The following is a 17,497-nucleotide window of genomic DNA, read 5'->3' as shown; positions in this document are numbered from 1 at the left end:
CCAAGAGCGCGCTTCCGACGATCGTTGCACTGACCGCGCCAACGAGTTGCGCGGCAATGAACATCGGCACATCGTGCGGCGCTATCCCCGCGAAGGTGTCGGAGAGGCTGCGCGCCACGGTGATCGCCGGATTTGCAAAACTGGTCGATGACGTGAACCAATAGGCGGCGGTGATATACAGCCCGACCGACGCAGCCACGGCCTGCGGCTTGTATTTCACCGTCCCGAGGATCGTCATCACAAGGCCGAAAGTGGCGACGAACTCGCCCACCCACTGCCCCAATCCGGTTCTCGTTTTTACCGAAAGCTGGAGCGTCGGCAGGTCGAACATCAGATGCGCGACCCACGCGCCCAGGACGCCGAATGCAAGCTGGGCGGCGACATACGCGCCGGCATCGAACCAACTCAGTTCGCGCCGCAGCATAAAGACGAGCGTCACCGCCGGGTTGAAATGCGCGCCCGAGATCGGACCGAGCATCGTAATCAGCACGAACAGCATCGCTCCGGTCGCAATCGTGTTGGCGAGCAAGGCGACGCCGTCATTCCCGCCCGACAGCGCCTGCGCCATGATCCCCGACCCGATGACGCAGGCGAACAGGAAGAACGCGCCAACGCCCTCAGCCGCGATACGCCGCCCGAGCGGCGCGACCTCAGCCAAGCGCCGCCTCCTCGTCGGCAGTCTTGCCGATGGCTCGCAGCCGTTCCGCGAGGCTCAATTCGTCGAGGCTCGCGAGGGGCAGGGCGAGCAACAAATCGATGCGCCGTTTAAGAGCGAGATAGGCCTGCCAGAAGGCTTCGCGCTGCCCGTCGCCTTCGACGGCAGCCGGGTCTTCGATGCCCCAATGCGCCGTCACCGGCTTGCCCGGCCATATCGGGCACATCTCACCGGCGGCATTGTCGCAGACGGTGAAGATGAAATCGAGCGGCGGCGCATCGGAAGCAGCGAACTCGTCCCAGCTCTTCGATCGATAACCCTCCGTCGAATATCCAAGTTCGCCAAGCAGCGCCAATGCGGCCGGATGCACCTCGCCCTTCGGAAAGCTGCCCGCCGAAAAGGCCCGGAAGCGCCCCTCGCCTTCGCGGTTCAATATGGCTTCGGACAGGATCGAACGCGCCGAATTGCCGGTGCAGAGGAAGAGGACGTTGAACGGCCGGGTCATGCCGCACCGACCGACTGGGGAACGCAGCAGGTCGAACCTGCGTCATGGCTGGCCAGTTGGTCGAGGGCAGGGCTCTCGCCATAGGTCGTCGCATCGCCATCGGTGAAGAAGGCTTCCCAGACGATGCCGTCGGGGTCGGCGATCCAGCTCTTCTCCGACTTGGCATAGCAGCATGTGGTCCGCCCCTCTTCGAGAACCGGCCCGTCGGCAGCCTTCAAGCGGCCATAAACCTCGCCGAGCTCTTCGATGCTTTCAGCCTGAATGCCGAGATGTTCGATCCCCTTCCGCGCATGATTGCCCGCCGAGATCGCGAAATTGACCCGCGGGTCGTCGAGCATCCATTTGGCATAATCCTCTTTAACGACGGACGGCTCGGCACCGAACATCGTCGAATAGAAGCCGATCGAGGCGTCGAGATTTTCGAAGCCGACATGGACATGCAGGCGCTTCATGCGCTTTTCCTTTCCTGTGCGGGGGTTTCACACGCCGCGCCCGCGCCGCAATCGGCGGCACCGGCACAGCAATTTTCCATGAGGTACGCGACCAGCGCATTCATCGCCGGATAATTGGCGCGATAGATTATCGAACGATGCTGCCGCTCTTGCAGCACGAGCCCGGCTTCCCGAAGCTGGGCAAGATGGAAGGATAGCGAGCTGTTCGGAACGCCCAGTTTCTCCGCGATTACACCCGCGGCAAGCCCGCCCTCGCCCGCTTGCACCAGCAAACGGAACAGCGCGAGACGATGGTCCTGTGCAAGAGCGCCCAAGGCGGTGACGGCAGCATCGGCTTTCATCTGCGAATCCTCATTTCGAATAACATCGAAATGTCAGATCGCGATCAGGCCGTCAATGTCATTTTGATAAATATAGAAATGAGGATTCCGGCTTTCCCGGTCAAAGGCGTGACAGCCCGGAATTGAGGCGTTTTCATCCTCAAACCAAATCATCCAACCGAACCCCCAGCGCATCGGCCAGCTTGCGCACCGTCTCCACCGTCCTTGCGAATGCCCAGCCCCGGCATCAGGGGATTCTCCCGACTCCCCTCCCGCTTGCGGGAGGGGGTGATCGGAGACCCGTGGCTCCGATCACGAGACTTGTGGGCTCGCCCGCTAGTCGCAGTGGGGAGGGGCCCACCGTCACGACCCTCAAAAACCCCCGATTTCCCCCGCGAACCCCGCGCCACCTTACGTCCCATAGCTCCATCTCCCGAATCACCTGGAATGAATCGGAAAAAGTTTGAACCTATTTGGATAATGTAGGAAAGAAGCTGATAGTCCTATTTCGTTATCCTCGAACGAGACGAGTGGCTCCTTCGACTTGATCCGGGATCCACAGGGGCGCCGAAGTCGTCGACCCCCGATCAATCCCGTCCTGAGCTCGTCGAAGGGTCCGGGGTGACGAGGCAGGAAATTGACCCTTCCTCCACTTCTTGATATGACATTGTCATAGGAGAGTCACCATGGCATCTCGCGCCGAAAAGCCCGTCACCGTCACCCTCGGCCCGCTCACCGCCGCCGCGCAGGATCGCGTCAAGTCGGGCCGCTACGCCTCGGTCAGCGAGGTGGTGCGCGCCGGCCTCCGCGCCCTCGACCGCGAGGAAGCGCTGCTCGACGAACTGCTCAAGGCTCGCGTCGCCGAAGCCCTCGCCGATACCCGCCCCCTCCAGCCCGCCGAAGACGTCCGCTCCGGTCTCGCCGCCCGCCACGCCAGACGGACGGGCAAGCCCGCTTGACCAAAAAGCTCCACGTCGTTTGGCGCCAGACCGCAACCGACGACCTCTACCGCCTCTACGACTGGATCGCCGAGAGCGCCGATCCCGACACGGCGTTCGCCTACACCAGCGCGATCGAAGCCCACGCCGCAGACCTCGCCACCTTCCCGAACCGCGGCACCCCGCGCGACGACATCGCGCCGGGCGTCCGCACGCTGAATTTCCGGGGGCGGACCATTATCGCCTATCGGGTGAGCGTGACCGTCGAGGTGCTACGGATATTCCATGCTGGGCAGGAGTTGGGATTGGTGGAGTGACCGGAGCCGATCGAGCTTGGGAGCGGTTGCAGCCGTCACCATACCTCCCATTATCGTCCTTACGACGAAGGCGGGGGTGATTTGCGCTGGGACACGATTGCCAGAAGTGCTGCTTTCGCCATTCTCAAGTCGTCTTCTGGTAGTAGAATTCCTAGCGTGCGCATTGACGCATCACCAACCTTCTTATCTTCGCGTTCCTGAGGAGTTCTCAGCCAATCAATCATCAAATAGCGCAGCTCATCCAGTTCATAGACAAGGAGCGTAATGTCCTCGACGAGTTCAGAAAGGTAACGAAGCTTATCGGGTTGGTCCGCAATCCTGCTGCGCCTATGGATGCCAATCGCATGAATTCCTGCAGCGCCCCAATCTTCAAACGCCGTGTGGACGGTTGCATTGCGATGCCCGGCGAGATCATTCGTTTTCGCATTTAACCGCCCAATCTCCCTGAGCATTCTGCGACGAACATGATGTTGCGGGTTTCGCCGCCTTAGCTCCGATACCTCAAATTTCAGAGCGATGGGCGCAACGGTCATTATCAACTGGCGCTGTAATGCTCCGGTCTGAAACATGCTAAAAACCGCGTCCACTTTTGCCCGCTCAGTACGGTCCATGAGGCCGGTAAAAATAAGATACCAAAGTGTCTCCACTTGATTCCACGCCGTCGTAGCTTCGCCGACCAATTCATAAATTCGTCTGATCAGAGGTGGCGGCAAGTCTGACATGGATACTCCCAAAAACTAAGCCCACTCGAAATGGAGATTATGGTGGCGATTACGGTGACGGTTGACTCAAATTCCAAGCTGCGGACACCGAAAGCTCAACCTCAAACCAAATCATCCAACCGAACCCCCAGCGCATCGGCCAGCTTGCGCACCGTCTCGACCGACCCCTTGCCGCGCCCGGCCTCGATGTCGGCGATCTGCACCCGGTTGACCCCCGACACCGCGCCCAGCGTCACCTGCGACAATCCGCGCAATTCGCGCCAGACGCGCAGCGGGCTTTCACCGGCGATCAGCCGCTTGGCATAGTCGGCTGGCACCAGCTCATCCTCGCCCGCCGCCAGCGCCGCCTTGGCGCCGTCGTAGGCGCTGAGGTCGGCCAGATCGTCGGCCGCATCGCGGAGGCGGTCATATTCTTCGCGGGGGGATCGTCACCATCAACCGACGATCTCGACCGGCACCCCAATGCCTTCATTGGCCACCAAGCGCCGGTCGAAGGTCACGAATCCCTCGACACCCTTCGCCGCGACCAGATGGAGATGGTCGGCAAAATCGCCGCCCTTCGCAAAAGCCGCGACGGCGCTCCGCACCGCGCCGTCATCGTGCAGCACGACGCCCGGCACATTGAAAAGGTCCAGCAGCGAAGCGGCAAGATGCGCCCGTTCCAACCCGTAACGCGATTGCAGCAGCCACCCGAGTTCAAGCAGCACCGTCAATGGCACGAAAACCCCCGCCTTCACCAGATCGCGCGCGATAGGCGACTGCACCGGATCGTCGTCGAGCATGAAGCGGGCAAGGATATTGGTATCGGCCGCCTTCAAGTCGGCGGATCCCAGCTCTTGTCCTCGCGAAACATCCGGTCGATCGCCGAATGGGCGTCCTCATCGCTGATCCGCGGCCCCTTGTAATTCACGGTCTTGCGCATTTTGGCCATCGCCTCTTCGAAGCTCAGCGCGGGTTTCGCCTTGGGCTTGGCGCGCAGCATCACGCCGGCGGGGCCATCGACGACCTCGAGTATCGTGCCGACGTCCCAATGCAGCCGGTCGCGAACATCCTTCGGGATGACGACCTGCCCCTTGGCCGATACTCTGGTTTCCTTGGTCATACCGGTAAGATAGCATCAGAGGCGGCCGCAAACAAGCCGACCTCTCTACTATCGTCATCCCGGACTTGATCCGGGATCCACTCTACCGCCGTCGCATGGACCCCGGATCAAGTCCGGGGTGACGAAGCGTGGGAACACGGCGAATTTCCTTCGCGCCTTCGCGCCTTCGCGTGAACCAAATCTTCCGGCGCACCCCTTGCATTTCCTTGGGCCCGGCGTAAGGCGGCGCCAACATAAACCGCGCGTGCGACTCCCGTTGGCCCCGCTCTCCCGCTCCGCCACCGGACAGTCATTCCCCGCCGCGCCAACATGGGGACTGATATCCTATGACGACCACGGGCAACGACACGCTGGGCACCCGTTCGACGCTGAGCGTCGGCGGCAAGACTTACGCTTATTATTCGCTCGACAAGGCCGCGGCGAAGCTCGGCGACGTGTCGCGCCTGCCTTTCTCGATGAAGGTGCTGCTCGAAAACCTGCTGCGGTTCGAGGATGGCGGCTTCACCGTGTCGACCGACGATGTGCAGGCGCTCGTCGACTGGCAGAAGGATCCGCATTCGAACCGCGAAATCCAGTATCGCCCGGCGCGCGTGCTGCTGCAGGATTTCACCGGCGTGCCGTGCGTCGTCGACCTCGCCGCGATGCGCGATGCGATCGCGAAGCTCGGCGGCGACACGTCGAAGATCAACCCGCTCGTCCCCGTCCACCTCGTCATCGACCACTCGGTCATGGTCGACGAATTCGGCACGCCGAAGGCGTTCGAGCAGAATGTCGAGATCGAATATTATCGCAACGGCGAGCGCTACGACTTCCTGAAATGGGGGTCGAAGTCGCTGTCGAACTTCAAGGCGGTGCCCCCGGGCACCGGCATCTGCCACCAGGTCAACCTCGAACATATCGCGCAGGCGGTGTGGTCGAGCGAAGACGCCGACGGCACCGCCGTCGCCTATCCCGACACCTGCGTCGGCACCGACAGCCACACGACGATGATCAACGGCCTCGGCGTGCTCGGCTGGGGCGTCGGCGGGATCGAGGCGGAAGCGGCCATGCTCGGCCAGCCGGTGTCGATGCTGATCCCCGAAGTCGTCGGCTTCAAATTCACCGGCCAGCTCAAGGAAGGCGTCACCGCGACCGACCTCGTGCTCACCGCGACGCAGATGCTGCGCGCCAAGGGCGTCGTCGGCCGCTTCGTCGAATATTTCGGCCCCGGCCTCGCTTCGCTGAGCCTTGCCGACCGCGCGACGCTCGCCAACATGGCGCCCGAATATGGCGCGACCTGCGGCTTCTTCGGCATCGACGACAAGACGATCGATTACATGCGCCTTACCGGCCGCTCGGAAGAAAATATCGCGCTGGTCGAGGCTTATGCCAAAGCGCAGGGGCTGTGGATCGTCGATGGCGCCGCGGACCCCGTGTTCACCGACACGCTCGAACTCGACCTCGCCACCGTCGTGCCGTCGCTCGCGGGGCCGAAGCGTCCGCAGGACCGCGTCTCGCTTCCCGAGGTCGACGACGTGTTCAACGCCGACATGGTCAACACCTATAAAAAGGCGCAGACGCGCGTGCCGGTCGAGGGCAAGGATTTCGACATCGGCGACGGCGACGTCACCATCGCCGCGATCACCAGCTGCACCAACACCTCGAACCCCGGCGTGCTCGTCGCCGCGGGGCTGGTCGCGAAGAAAGCCGACGCGCTGGGCCTCAAGCCCAAGCCGTGGGTCAAGACCTCGCTCGCGCCCGGTAGCCAGGTCGTCACCGACTATCTGGAAAAGGCCGGGCTGCAGAAGCATCTCGACAATATCGGCTTCAACCTCGTCGGCTATGGCTGCACGACGTGCATCGGCAATTCGGGGCCTTTGGCGGAGCCGATTTCGAAGGCGATCAACGAAAACGGCCTCGTCGCCGCCGCCGTGATCTCGGGCAACCGCAACTTCGAAGGCCGCGTGTCGCCCGACGTGCGCGCGAACTTCCTCGCCTCGCCGCCGCTCGTCGTCGCCTATGCGCTCAAGGGCACGGTGATCGAGGATTTCACCACCACCCCGATCGGGCAGGACCAGTCGGGGGGCGACGTGTTCCTCAAGGACATCTGGCCGTCCAACCAGGAAGTCGCCGATGTGGTCGCGGGCGCGGTCAGCCGCGACATGTTCGAGGCGCGCTACGCGCATGTGTACCAGGGCGACGCGCACTGGCAGAAGATCGAGGTCGAGGGGTCGGACACCTATCAGTGGCGCGCCGGCTCGACCTATGTCGCGAACCCGCCCTATTTCGAGGGCATGACGATGACCCCGGCGCCGGTCAGCGACATCGTGAACGCAAAGCCGCTCGCGATCCTCGGCGACAGCATCACCACCGACCACATCAGCCCCGCGGGCAGCATCAAGGCGGACAGCCCGGCCGGAAAATGGCTTATGGAACATCAGGTTAGCAAGGCCGACTTCAACAGCTACGGCGCCCGCCGCGGCCACCACGACGTCATGATGCGCGGCACCTTCGCCAACATCCGCATCAAAAACGAAATGGTCCCCGGCATCGAGGGCGGCATGTCGCGCTATGGCCAGGAAGTCATGCCGATCTACGACGCTGCGATGCGCCACAAGGCCGACGGCACGCCGCTGGTCGTGATTGCGGGCAAGGAATATGGCACCGGATCGTCGCGCGACTGGGCGGCGAAGGGCACGAACCTGCTCGGCGTCCGCGCGGTGATCGTCGAGAGCTTCGAGCGCATCCACCGCTCGAACCTCGTCGGCATGGGCGTGCTGCCGCTGCAGTTCCTCGACGGCCAGAGCCGCGAGACGCTGGGCCTGACCGGCGACGACCAGTTCACGATCACCGGCGTCGCGGAGCTGAAGCCGCGCCAGACGGTCACCGTCAACGTCACCCGCCCCGACGGCTCGACCTTCGCTTTCGACACGCTCTGCCGTATCGATACGGCGAACGAGGTCGAATATTATATGAACGGCGGCATCCTGCATTACGTGCTGCGCAAGCTCGCGTCCTGATGTAGACGAGGGCGATGAGCGGCTTGCTTCTCTTCGCCCTCGGCTTCCTTTGCGGCGCGGGCATGGTCCTCGCGCTGCGGCGCGGCGGCGGGCGCGATCTGACCGGCCCGCCGCGCACGCTCTCGCAGCCCAATGCGGCAAAGACCGTCGTGACGGTACGAACCGAAACGATCGACGACGAGGAAATCCGCGAACTCGTCCGCCAGAACCGCAAGATCGAAGCGATCAAGCGGCTTCGCGACCTGACGACCTTGGGCTCAAGGAAGCCAAGGATGCGGTCGACGCGTTCGAACGCACAATGCGCTAAGCGCATCCTCTATCCAAAGGACGGATTATGAACGCGCTTCATATCGCGATCGAGGTCATCGGCTGGGCGGCCGCGGTGCTGATCCTCACTGCCTATGTGCTGCTCTCGCTCGGCAAGCTCGAAGCCCGCGGCTATATCTATCAATGGATGAATGTCTTCGGCGCCGCGGGTTTCGTGATCAATTCAGGCTATAATGGCGCGATTCCGTCGGCGGTGCTCAACATCGTCTGGGCCGGGATCGGCCTCTTCACGATCAGCATCGTCTGGCGCGCGCGCCACGCGCCGCTCGCTCACTGAGGCTTGGCGGCTTCCGCATTCCATACTGCAACCTGCGCGCACGTACCGGCGAGCATCGTATCAAGCGCCGCGCCGTCACACACCTGCCCGCGCATGATCCCCGCAGCGACCGCCTGATCGACCGTTAATGCCGCGGGATATGGCCCAAGGTTCTGATCCCTGGCGCCTTCGCCCGCCGCGGCGCATGGAGAAACAGGTCAGGCTTCAGCCTGTTGTCGGCGATCTTGACGAAATCGACCTTGCCGCGCTGCTTCGGCCGCGTCAGCGCCGCATCAACATCGGCCTCGCTACCGACCTCGACCTCGTCCTTCCACACCGGCGCGATCCCCTCGATCTTCGCACCCCAAGCGAGCAAGCGCAGATCGTCGTGATTCCTGCAGCGACAGCAATTCCCGTAACTAGCGAGGGATGGTGGGCGCTGACGGGCTCGAACCGCCGACCCTCTCGGTGTAAACGAGATGCTCTACCAACTGAGCTAAGCGCCCCCCGGCCGTCCTGCTGCGCGGGATGCGCGCCACTGCCACAAGCCGCCGCCGGTGGCAAGCCGCGACTATTCCTCCAGCGCCTCGAAATAGCGTTCGAGTGCTTCGAATGTCGCCTCGGCGAGCGCGATGAAGATGCGGCGGCCGTCGTGTGGATCGGCTTCGCGGATGAAGAGTCCGCCATCGGTCATCGTCTTGATCCAGCGCAGCGCGGTGGTTGCAGGGACCGCCGAAGCGATGCAAAGGCTCGATACCGATACCGGCCGCCGCTCGAGCCGCGCCGCATAGAGGTCGAGCAGCATGTCCCAAGCGGGGTCGGCGAACAGGTCCGCCGGGAAAAACTGCTCGCGGACTCGACGCTGCCGCAGCAGACGCCGCACCATTTTCGCGCGCTGGCGCTCGGCCGTGCGTTCCTCGGGTACAAAACTCCGCGGCGTTGTCGCGAAATCGCGCACCGGCGCGCGCACCTGATCCGGATAGTCGGTGAAATCCTGCCCGCGCGAGGCGAAGCCGGCCGGCGTACCGGGAAGGCCGCTCCGTTCGCCGGCGATGTGGCCGAGTAACCGCGAAATACGCGCGACCTCTTCCTGCAGCCGGTCGATCCTTTCCATCGCGGGGTCGCGCGCGACTTCATGCACGACCAGATGCCGTTCGGATCGCGCCGCCGCCAGGGCCACGCGACGATCGGTCGCATCTGCATCGACAAGCCATTCCACACGAATCGTGTCGGGGATCGCCGCCGCAACGCGGTCGAGCGCCGCGAGCGATGTTTCGCAAATCAAGGCGCACCCTTTGTCGGCAACCGCCCGGCAGAGCTCCGCGAATATCCCGTTATCGATGGCTTCAGGTGCCGCCACCCAGACCATGTCAAGGACAAGCATATCGCGGACATGCGCCGCCGCATCACATGCAGGGAGCGTCGCAACTATTCGAACGTCCTCGATCAGATCGAACCCCGACGAAGACGCCGAAAGCCCGACCGCAAGCAACGTCGACGGCGCGCTCGCTGGCAAAAGATCTTGCACCCTATTTGCCGCGTCTTCGCCCCATTGAAACCGGACCGCATGTTCCATGTTGATGCCCCTGCCCTTTGATCCGCCATGACGTCTTTATGCCGTCACTCCGACCATATTCACCTTTTGTTCGTTCCCATTCGCCGCCATTTCGGACCCAAAGCATGCCGTCGATTCGGACGGCAGAGATAAGACGGATGGAAGACACTCCACTTTGGACATGGTTTGTTCTTATCGTCAACGGCTAATTGATCCTTGCGTTCGCGCGGCGGAGGCATCCGTCAACGCCGCCGATGCACTCGTCGCTCGGCCCGATACGTTGAAGATGGCGCCTGCATGGACTTGCGGTACGTCTGCCGACCGGCGCATCGCAAACGAACAGGCGAGGGGTTCGGCGACCACACCCGACGCACAGCAACACCCCCGCTTTCCGCGGCGCGCTTTTCCGGCTAGGGCGAAGCGCATGAACAGCCTGTTTTCTGTCATGATCGGTGGCGCAATCGGATCGGGCGCGCGTTACGTCGTCGGCCAGACGATGCTCGCTAGGCTCGGTCCCGATTTCCCGTGGTGGACGCTCAGCATCAACATTTTCGGGAGCTTTCTGATGGGCTTGCTGGTCGGCTGGCTGGCACGCGATGCCAGCGGCGGCGAAGCGACGCGGCTGTTTGTCGGCGTCGGCATCCTTGGCGGCTTCACGACCTTTTCCTCCTTCAGCATGGAATTTTGGCTGCTGTTCGAACGCGGCCAAGCCGGGCAGGCGGCCGCCTATGTGCTCGCCTCGGTCGTCGGCGGAATCCTCGCCTGCGGCCTCGGGCTGCTACTGCTCCGGGAGCTTCCGGCATGACGCAGGACCGCGGCATTCAGGACAGCGCCACCGTTGCCGAAGAGGATGGCGGCATCCGCCTCGACCGCTGGTTCAAGCGCCACCGGCCGGGAACTCCGCACGCGCTCATCGCGCGCTGGGCGCGGTCGGGAGAGCTCACGATCGATGGCCGCAAGGCCGACGTTTCGGATCGCATCCAAGCCGGGCAGCGGATCGCAATGCCCGTCCCGCCCGCAGCACCCTCGGGTCCGAAGCCGCGCAAGGAAAAGCCGCTTTCGCCCGCCGAGGTCGCGCTCGCCGAGGCGATGGTGATCCACCGCGACAAGAGCGCGCTGGTCCTCGACAAGCCGCCAGGTCTTGCGACGCAGGGCGGCACCAAGACCGACGCGCATGTCGATGGCCTGCTCGGCGCCCTGCAGGGCGAGGCACCGGTTCGGCCAAAGCTCGTCCACCGGCTCGACAAGGACACATCGGGCGCGCTGCTCGTCGCGCGCACGCCGCGCGCGGCGGCCTGGTTCGCCAAGGCCTTTTCGAACCGCAGCGCCCGCAAGACCTATTGGGCGATTGTTGTCGGCGTTCCCGACATCGCGCAGGGCGAGATCGACCTGCCGCTTGCCAAACAGCCCGGATCGGGCGGCGAGAAGATGCACGTCGACGAAAAGGGGCTGGGATCGAAGACCCGCTACCGCGTCATCGAACGCGCCGGGAACAGCGCCGCCTGGGTCGAGCTGCAGCCGCTTACCGGCCGCACGCACCAGCTTCGCGTCCATATGGCAGCGATCGGCCATCCGATCGTCGGCGACGGCAAATATGGCGGCAAGGGCGCGTTTCTGACCGGCACGATCAGCCGGAAGCTGCACCTCCACAGCCGCCGCCTGCGCATCGACCATCCCGACGGGGGTAGCATCGACGTCAGCGCCGACGTTCCCGAGCATTTCGCGGCCAGCCTCGATGCCCTTGGCTTCGACTTGCTGCTCGGCGAGGCGGGCATCGACGATGCCCCCAAGGGCCCGCCCCCCAAAGCTGCAGCCAAGGCGGCCGCCAAGGCGCATAGCAAACAGATCCGCAAGGCGCGCCGCGGCGAACGGCGCGGGCGTACAGCGACAAGCAAGCCGACCGACCAGGTTGGAAAACCGAAAACCAAAGCAAAAAGCAAACCCAGCAGCCCTTCCGGACGCGGCGGCACGCCCAGCCCTCGCAAATCTCCTTCCAAAAGGCCACGCTGATGCACCCCAATTCCGCTTTTCGTCCGGATCATGACGACCTTGCCGCGATGTTCGTGCGCGAGATCGGCTTCGCCGCAATCTTTGCCGGCACGCCCGACGGCCCGCGCGTCGCGCACGCCCCGGTCGTGCTGAGCGAGGATGGGACAACGATCCGTTTCCACCTGTCACGCGGCAACGCGCTGACAAAGCATCTCGATGGCTCGCCAATGCTCGCCGTCATCCAGGGACCCGACGCCTATGTCAGCGCGAACTGGTACACCGACATCGAGAAGTCGGTTCCTACATGGAACTATGTGGCTATCGAGATGGAGGGCGTCGCTCAAAAGCTCGACGACGCAGGTCTGGTGGCCCAAATAGATGCATTATCGGCGATCCACGAGGCGCGCGTCGGCGAGAATCCGCCTTGGACCCGCGACAAGATGGATCAGAATTATTTCGGCAAGCTGACGGGTGCCATTATCGGATTCGAAATGCGCGTCGTGGCGTGGCGAACGACGCTGAAGCTGTCTCAAAACAAACCTGCTGACGAGCGTGAACGACTCGCCGCCGGAATCGAAGCCACAGGCAATCGAGCGGTAGCGCATCTGATGCGCGAGCTCGGCAGAAGCAGGGAGGGGGCATGAACCCTTCGGACGAATCCTTTGCCAAGAAGCGCTTCTTCGCCATCGCCTCGATGCGGCTGATGGGCGCGATCTTCATCATCGCAGGCTTCATCCTGATCCGCGGCGCCTTCGAGCTTGCGGGGCAGCCGACCGACCGCTGGATCGGCGTCGCGGTGGTGCTGGTCGGCGTATTCGATTTCGCGATCATGCCCAAGATCCTCGCGCGCCGCTGGCGGTCGCCCAAAACCCCGTGAAGCGCTTCTGGAAGCAGGCCGAGGCTGTCCGCGAAGACGGCGGCTGGGGCATCGCGCTCGATGGGCGCCCCGTCCGTACGCCCAAGCGCGCGCCGCTGGTCGTCGAAAGGCGGGCGCTCGCCGAAGCGATTGCGGGCGAATGGAATGCGGTCGGAGAGAACATCGATCCCGCGCGCATGCCGCTGACGGGAATCGCCAATGCGGCGATCGACATTGCCGGCGCCGATCCCGCTGCGTTCGCCGAGCCGATCGCGGCCTATGCGACAAGCGAGCTTTTCTGCTACCGCGAGGACCGCGACCCGGCGCTGCAATCCGAACAGATTGCCGTCTGGAACCCTCTGCTAGCCTGGGCCGAGCGACGTTACGGCATCGAATTCGCCTTGGCGCAGGGCGTGCTGCCGATTGACCAACCGGACGCGACTATCGCGGCGCTGCGCGACGCCGTGCTGTCACACGATCCGTTCCGGCTCGCGCCGCTCACGCTGCTGGTGACGATCGGCGGCTCGCTCGTCGCGGGCCTCGCGCTGATCGAAAATGCCTACACCGCCGCGGAGCTGTGGGACGCCGTCAGCCTCGACGAGCTCTACCAGGAACGTCGCTGGGGCGCCGACAGCGAGGCGCAAAAGACGCGCGCGCGGCGCGAGGCCGAATGGCACAACGCCGCACGCTTCCTGAGCCTGCTCTAGTCGGCGAAATTCGGCTTCCGCTTCTGCATATGGGCCATCACCGCCTCCATCTGGTTGGGGGTGCGGATGACCTTCACCTGCTCGTCGCTCTCGGCCTGCAGGATCTCGGCGTCGCTCGCGTGGGCGAGCATGTTGCAGAGCCGCTTCGCGCCGCGGATCGCGTGCGGGTTCTTGTTCGCGATCACCTGCGCGAGCTCCATCGCCTTGGCGAGCGGCTCGTCCGACACATGCGTCGCGAAGCCGAGGATCTTGGCTTCCGACCCGGTGAATTCGCGGTTGGTATAGATCATCTCGCGCAGCACATCGTCGGCGACCTGCGTCCGCCACAGCGCCATGCCCGCGACGTCGGGGACCAGACCCCAGCGCATTTCCATGATCGCGATGCGCGTGTCGGGATGGACGATGCGGATGTCGGCGGCAGCCATGATCTGGCTGCCCGCGCCGAAGGCGACGCCATGCACTGCGGCGATCACCGGCACCGGGATTTCGCGCCAGCCCCACGCGGCATATTGGGCGTTGTTGGCAATGCCGCGCGTGCGGTCGGACAAGGTGCCGCCCGCGCTGCTCGCACCGGGGTCGCGATCGTTGCTGAGGCTGGAAAGGTCGAGCCCGGCGCAGAAGGCACGCCCCTCGCCCGACAGGACAACGACACGCAGGCCTTGCCGGGCCTTCAGGTCGTCGACCGCCTCGGCGAGCGCCGACCACATCGCGGGGTCGAGCGCGTTCATCTTGTCGGCGCGGATCAGCCGGACGTCGGCAATGCCGTCCTCCAGCATCGTGATCGAGATACGGTCCTTCATCGGGGAGTCCTCTGCGTCTGACGTTTCAGGGCCGCTTCGACGAGCGGCAGTTGGTCGTTGCCGAAATACATGTCGGTGCCGTCGACGAAGATCGTCGGCGATCCGTAGCCGCCACGCCCGACGACCTCTTCGGTGTTGGCGCGGAGCCGCGCCTTTACCTCGTCGGAGCTCGCGGCGGCGCGGATCGCTGCGCCATCGAGTCCCTCGGCCGTCGCGACGGCTTCCAGAACGTCGGGATCGTCAAGATTCTCCTGACGGTCGAAATAGCTGGCGAAGGCGGCGCGCGCGAAACGCACGAGGGCGGCCTGGTCCGCTTCGAGCGCGGTCGCGAAGCGCATCGCCTGCACGCTCTTCGCCGGATGATATTGCGAGGGGAAGTTCATCGGCACGCCGGCGAGCTGCGCCCAATCCTTCAGTACCTTCCAGCTGTGCTGCAAACGCCGGTTATCGCTCTGCTCGCGCGCCGCATAGACGGCGGGATTCACGGCGTTGAACACGCCCCCTACCAAGATCGGGCGATAAACCGCCGCCGCGCCGACCCGCTCCAGCACGCCGGGCAGGTTGTGGAACGCAAGGCAGGTCCACGGGCTCGACAGATCGAAGAAGAACTCGACGCGCGCGCTCATCGTTCAGGCTCCTGCCTTCGCCTTCTCCCAATATTGGTCGCGTAGCAGCCGTTTGTAGAGCTTGCCCGTGTCGTGGCGCGGCAGGGCTTCGAGGAAGTCGATCCGCCGCGGCACCTTCACGCCCGACAATTTCTCGCGCGCATAGGCGGTGAGTTCGTCGCGGAAAGCGTCGGTCGCGTCGGCCATGTCGGCGGGCTGGATCACCGCGATCACCTCCTCGCCCATTTCCTCGTGCGGGCCGCCGACGACCGCGACGTCGGCGACCTTCGGGTGGGTGACGAGGTGGTTTTCGATTTCCTGCGGATAGATATTCACGCCGCCCGAGATGATCATGAAGCTCTTGCGGTCGGTGAGGTAGAGGAACCCATCTTCATCAACTTTGCCCACATCGCCCAGCGTCGACCAGCCTTTCGAATTGCGGCTCGATGCAGTCTTCTCCGGATCATCATGATATTCAAAGATATTTTCGCTTTCGAAGAAGACCGCGCCTTCTTCGCCCACCGGCAGCTCGGTCTCGTTATCCTCGCCGACGATATGGAGCGTGCCCATGATCGGGCGGCCGACGGTGCCCCTGTGCGCGAGCCAGTCCTGGCTGGTCGCGAAGGTCATGCCATTGCCCTCCGAGCCCGCATAATATTCGAGCAGCACCGGCCCCCACCAGTCGATCATCGCCTGCTTGACCGGCACCGGGCACGGCGCGGCGGCGTGGATCGCGCCCTTCATCGAGGTCACGTCATATTGCGCGCGAACCGCTGCCGGCAGCTTCAGCATCCGGACGAAGTGGGTCGGCACGAACTGCGCGCAGTTGCAGCGGTAATGCTGGATCGCCGCGAGTGCGCCCTCGGGATCGAACTTCTTCATCAGGACGACGGTGCCGCCGAGGCGGTGGATCGTCATCGACCAGCGCAGCGGCGCGGCGTGATAGAGCGGCGCGGGCGAGAGATAGACGCTGTCGGCGTTGATCCCGAAAGCGGCGCTTGCGAGCATGACGAGGCTGTTCGCGGCGTCGATCGCCGGATCCTCCGGCAGCGGGACGCGCACGCCCTTCGGCCGCCCGGTGGTGCCCGACGAATAGAGCATATCGACCCCGGCGCGCTCGTCGGCGATGCGCTCCGCCGGCATTTTTTCCAGTTCGTCCTCGATCTTCGCCCAGCCCGCAATGTCGCCGCCCATCGAATAGCGGGTGATCTGCGTCGTCAACCGCTGCGCCGCCGCCGCGAGGCTCGCCGAAACGACGAGCATCTTCGCGCCCGAGTTTTCGAGGATATAATCGGTCTCGTCCTGCGTCAGCCGCGACGAGATGCAGACGTAGCGCAGCCCGGCGCGCTGCGCGCCCCAAGTCAGACCGTAATAATGCGGGGTGTTCTCGAGCATGAGGGCGACGACGTCCTCGTGCCCCAGCCCATGCGCGCGAAACAGCTGCGCGGCGCGGTTCGAGGCGGCGTCGAGTTCAGCATAGCTTACCGTCTCCCCCGTTTCGGCGACGATGATCGCCGGCTTGTCGGGATGGGTCGCGGCATAGGTCGAGGGGTGCATCGGGCGCTCTCTCCAAAGGGCTTATTGCTTTGTTTATGTCGAAGACCCGTAGCAAACTGAAACTTTCGGTCAAGCAAGCTGGGACGGACGGGACCGTGGTCGTCAAAAAGCGTCAAATCCCCGCCGACGATCGGTCAAATCGCCCCGTCGGGGCGCGATTTCAGCGCGTAGCCGAGCCCCTTCACCGTCTGCAACATCGGCCAGTCGAACCCGCGATCGACCTTCGCCCTGAGTCGCGAAATATGGACCTCGACCCGGTTCGTTCCGGGGTCGAAATCGATCCGCCACACCGCTTTCAGAAGCGCCGCACGCGACAGCGGCCGGTCGGGGACCCGCGCCAGATTGGCAAGCAGGTCGAATTCGCGCAGCGGCATGCGAATCAGCCGTCCAGCGCGTTCGACGCGCCGGTCGATCAGGTCGATGCGGAGTTCGCCTTCGCCTAGCTGCCCCGCCGCGATGCGGCTGCGCCGGAGCAGGCTGGTCGCGCGCGCAAGCAGTTCGGGCAGATTGTCGGTCCATCCGATCGCATCGTCGGCGCCAGCGTGCAGCGCAGCCATCCGATCGGCGAGCGAATCGCGATCCGAAAAGACGAGCAGCGGGCGGCGTCCCGCGATCGTCCGCGCAAGCCGGACGAATTCGGCGGGCTCCTGCCAGCTCAAAAAGGGATTGATCGCGAGCAGGTCGAAACAAGTGTCAAGCCAGGGCCGTAGCCCGCCGGTCGGCGCGGGAAGCGAAGCGGCGCAACAACCGGCCGCCGTTACGGCATCGCAGAGCGCGGCGGCGCGCGACGGATGATAGACGGCGACCAGCGGCCGCCGCCCCTCTTCCCCCGACC

Annotated in this window: 24 protein-coding genes and 1 tRNA gene; 10 read left to right on the top strand and 15 right to left on the bottom strand. The window is 64.2% G+C overall.

Annotated elements, in window-relative coordinates; all coding sequences use genetic code 11:
• The 4 genes from ATE64_RS20875 to ATE64_RS20860 form a co-directional block, all read right to left on the bottom strand.
• The coding region (locus ATE64_RS20875; protein WP_058801302.1) for an MIP/aquaporin family protein at positions 1-658 on the bottom strand (658 nt) is incomplete at its 3' end.
• Positions 651-1,160 (bottom strand): arsenate reductase ArsC, encoded by a 510-nt coding sequence (locus tag ATE64_RS20870; protein ID WP_058457631.1) that lies wholly within the window; start codon positions 1,158-1,160, stop codon positions 651-653. The genes ATE64_RS20875 and ATE64_RS20870, both read right to left, overlap by 8 nt.
• Complete coding sequence (locus tag ATE64_RS20865) at positions 1,157-1,612, bottom strand: ArsI/CadI family heavy metal resistance metalloenzyme (protein ID WP_058457632.1); 456 nt, start codon at positions 1,610-1,612, stop codon at positions 1,157-1,159. Before ATE64_RS20865 ends, ATE64_RS20870 begins: the two co-directional genes overlap by 4 nt.
• A complete protein-coding gene (locus ATE64_RS20860) occupies positions 1,609-1,953 on the bottom strand; it encodes a metalloregulator ArsR/SmtB family transcription factor (protein ID WP_058457633.1) in 345 nt (114 codons plus the stop codon). The genes ATE64_RS20865 and ATE64_RS20860 overlap by 4 nt, the downstream gene beginning before the upstream one ends.
• A gap of 665 nt (positions 1,954-2,618) precedes the next feature.
• Here ATE64_RS20860 and ATE64_RS20855 point away from each other — a divergent pair.
• Complete coding sequence (locus tag ATE64_RS20855) at positions 2,619-2,891, top strand: type II toxin-antitoxin system ParD family antitoxin (RefSeq protein WP_058457634.1); 273 nt, start codon at positions 2,619-2,621, stop codon at positions 2,889-2,891.
• Positions 2,888-3,187: a type II toxin-antitoxin system RelE/ParE family toxin gene (locus tag ATE64_RS20850; protein ID WP_058457635.1), complete on the top strand. Its 300-nt coding sequence runs from the start codon at positions 2,888-2,890 to the stop codon at positions 3,185-3,187. The genes ATE64_RS20855 and ATE64_RS20850 overlap by 4 nt, the downstream gene beginning before the upstream one ends.
• Before the next feature lie 59 nt (positions 3,188-3,246).
• Here the strand turns inward: ATE64_RS20850 and ATE64_RS20845 are convergent, their stop codons facing one another.
• The 4 genes from ATE64_RS20845 to ATE64_RS20830 form a co-directional block, all read right to left on the bottom strand.
• On the bottom strand, positions 3,247-3,909 hold the full coding sequence (locus ATE64_RS20845; protein ID WP_156416664.1) for a hypothetical protein: 663 nt from the start codon (positions 3,907-3,909) through the stop codon (positions 3,247-3,249).
• A gap of 101 nt (positions 3,910-4,010) precedes the next feature.
• Positions 4,011-4,226 (bottom strand): helix-turn-helix transcriptional regulator, encoded by a 216-nt coding sequence (locus ATE64_RS20840; protein WP_197410201.1) that lies wholly within the window; start codon positions 4,224-4,226, stop codon positions 4,011-4,013.
• Between the two features lie 117 nt (positions 4,227-4,343).
• A complete protein-coding gene (locus tag ATE64_RS20835; RefSeq protein ID WP_058457637.1) occupies positions 4,344-4,727 on the bottom strand; it encodes a type II toxin-antitoxin system VapC family toxin in 384 nt (127 codons plus the stop codon).
• Positions 4,724-5,011, bottom strand: a complete 288-nt coding sequence (locus ATE64_RS20830) for an AbrB/MazE/SpoVT family DNA-binding domain-containing protein (protein ID WP_058457638.1) — start codon at positions 5,009-5,011, stop codon at positions 4,724-4,726. The genes ATE64_RS20835 and ATE64_RS20830 overlap by 4 nt, the downstream gene beginning before the upstream one ends.
• 326 nt (positions 5,012-5,337) lie before the next feature.
• Here ATE64_RS20830 and acnA point away from each other — a divergent pair, with 326 nt between their 5' ends.
• Genes acnA through ATE64_RS20815 form a run of 3 tightly spaced genes read left to right on the top strand, consistent with a single transcriptional unit; the run spans position 5,338 to position 8,614 of the window.
• On the top strand, positions 5,338-8,010 hold the full coding sequence (gene acnA / locus ATE64_RS20825) for an aconitate hydratase AcnA (protein WP_058457639.1): 2,673 nt from the start codon (positions 5,338-5,340) through the stop codon (positions 8,008-8,010).
• Between the two features lie 14 nt (positions 8,011-8,024).
• Positions 8,025-8,348 (top strand): hypothetical protein, encoded by a 324-nt coding sequence (locus ATE64_RS20820; RefSeq protein WP_058457640.1) that lies wholly within the window; start codon positions 8,025-8,027, stop codon positions 8,346-8,348.
• On the top strand, positions 8,345-8,614 hold the full coding sequence (locus ATE64_RS20815; RefSeq protein WP_058457641.1) for a hypothetical protein: 270 nt from the start codon (positions 8,345-8,347) through the stop codon (positions 8,612-8,614). The genes ATE64_RS20820 and ATE64_RS20815 overlap by 4 nt, the downstream gene beginning before the upstream one ends.
• Positions 8,615-8,738: 124 nt before the next feature.
• Here the strand turns inward: ATE64_RS20815 and ATE64_RS20810 are convergent, their stop codons facing one another.
• From ATE64_RS20810 to ATE64_RS20800, 3 genes are all read right to left on the bottom strand, one after another.
• On the bottom strand, positions 8,739-8,969 hold the full coding sequence (locus tag ATE64_RS20810; protein WP_058457642.1) for a hypothetical protein: 231 nt from the start codon (positions 8,967-8,969) through the stop codon (positions 8,739-8,741).
• Between the two features lie 54 nt (positions 8,970-9,023).
• Positions 9,024-9,099: transfer RNA gene (locus tag ATE64_RS20805), tRNA-Val, on the bottom strand.
• Between the two features lie 65 nt (positions 9,100-9,164).
• On the bottom strand, positions 9,165-9,878 hold the full coding sequence (locus tag ATE64_RS20800; RefSeq protein WP_156416663.1) for a hypothetical protein: 714 nt from the start codon (positions 9,876-9,878) through the stop codon (positions 9,165-9,167).
• A 694-nt stretch (positions 9,879-10,572) separates the two neighbouring features.
• Here ATE64_RS20800 and crcB point away from each other — a divergent pair.
• Genes crcB through ATE64_RS20775 form a run of 5 tightly spaced genes read left to right on the top strand, consistent with a single transcriptional unit; the run spans position 10,573 to position 13,700 of the window.
• Positions 10,573-10,953: a fluoride efflux transporter CrcB gene (gene crcB / locus ATE64_RS20795; protein WP_058457644.1), complete on the top strand. Its 381-nt coding sequence runs from the start codon at positions 10,573-10,575 to the stop codon at positions 10,951-10,953.
• Positions 10,950-12,158 carry an RluA family pseudouridine synthase gene (locus ATE64_RS20790; protein WP_058457645.1) on the top strand — a complete coding sequence of 403 codons (1,209 nt, stop codon included), beginning with the start codon at positions 10,950-10,952 and terminating at the stop codon, positions 12,156-12,158. Before crcB ends, ATE64_RS20790 begins: the two co-directional genes overlap by 4 nt.
• On the top strand, positions 12,158-12,781 hold the full coding sequence (locus ATE64_RS20785; protein ID WP_058457646.1) for an FMN-binding negative transcriptional regulator: 624 nt from the start codon (positions 12,158-12,160) through the stop codon (positions 12,779-12,781). The genes ATE64_RS20790 and ATE64_RS20785 overlap by 1 nt, the downstream gene beginning before the upstream one ends.
• Positions 12,778-13,014, top strand: coding sequence for a hypothetical protein (locus ATE64_RS20780; protein ID WP_058457647.1), 237 nt, complete (start codon positions 12,778-12,780; stop codon positions 13,012-13,014). Before ATE64_RS20785 ends, ATE64_RS20780 begins: the two co-directional genes overlap by 4 nt.
• Positions 13,011-13,700: an ATP12 family protein gene (locus tag ATE64_RS20775; protein ID WP_058457648.1), complete on the top strand. Its 690-nt coding sequence runs from the start codon at positions 13,011-13,013 to the stop codon at positions 13,698-13,700. The genes ATE64_RS20780 and ATE64_RS20775 overlap by 4 nt, the downstream gene beginning before the upstream one ends.
• On the opposite strand, the gene ATE64_RS20770 is transcribed toward ATE64_RS20775, so the two are convergent.
• The 4 genes from ATE64_RS20770 to ATE64_RS21375 form a co-directional block, all read right to left on the bottom strand.
• A complete protein-coding gene (locus ATE64_RS20770) occupies positions 13,697-14,500 on the bottom strand; it encodes a crotonase/enoyl-CoA hydratase family protein (protein ID WP_058457649.1) in 804 nt (267 codons plus the stop codon). The two genes, ATE64_RS20775 and ATE64_RS20770, sit on opposite strands and share 4 nt — an antisense overlap.
• Positions 14,497-15,126: a 2-hydroxychromene-2-carboxylate isomerase gene (locus ATE64_RS20765; protein WP_058457650.1), complete on the bottom strand. Its 630-nt coding sequence runs from the start codon at positions 15,124-15,126 to the stop codon at positions 14,497-14,499. Before ATE64_RS20765 ends, ATE64_RS20770 begins: the two co-directional genes overlap by 4 nt.
• 3 nt (positions 15,127-15,129) lie before the next feature.
• On the bottom strand, positions 15,130-16,662 hold the full coding sequence (locus ATE64_RS20760) for an acyl-CoA synthetase (protein WP_058457651.1): 1,533 nt from the start codon (positions 16,660-16,662) through the stop codon (positions 15,130-15,132).
• 134 nt (positions 16,663-16,796) lie between these two features.
• Positions 16,797-17,497 (bottom strand): response regulator transcription factor (locus ATE64_RS21375; protein WP_058800256.1); only part of this gene is annotated, 701 nt, incomplete at its 5' end.

This window comes from Sphingopyxis sp. H073 (assembly GCF_001468395.1).
GTDB lineage: Bacteria > Pseudomonadota > Alphaproteobacteria > Sphingomonadales > Sphingomonadaceae > Sphingopyxis.
Note: the sequence above shows the minus strand (reverse complement) of the source record. Positions and strands in the feature narration are given on the sequence as shown.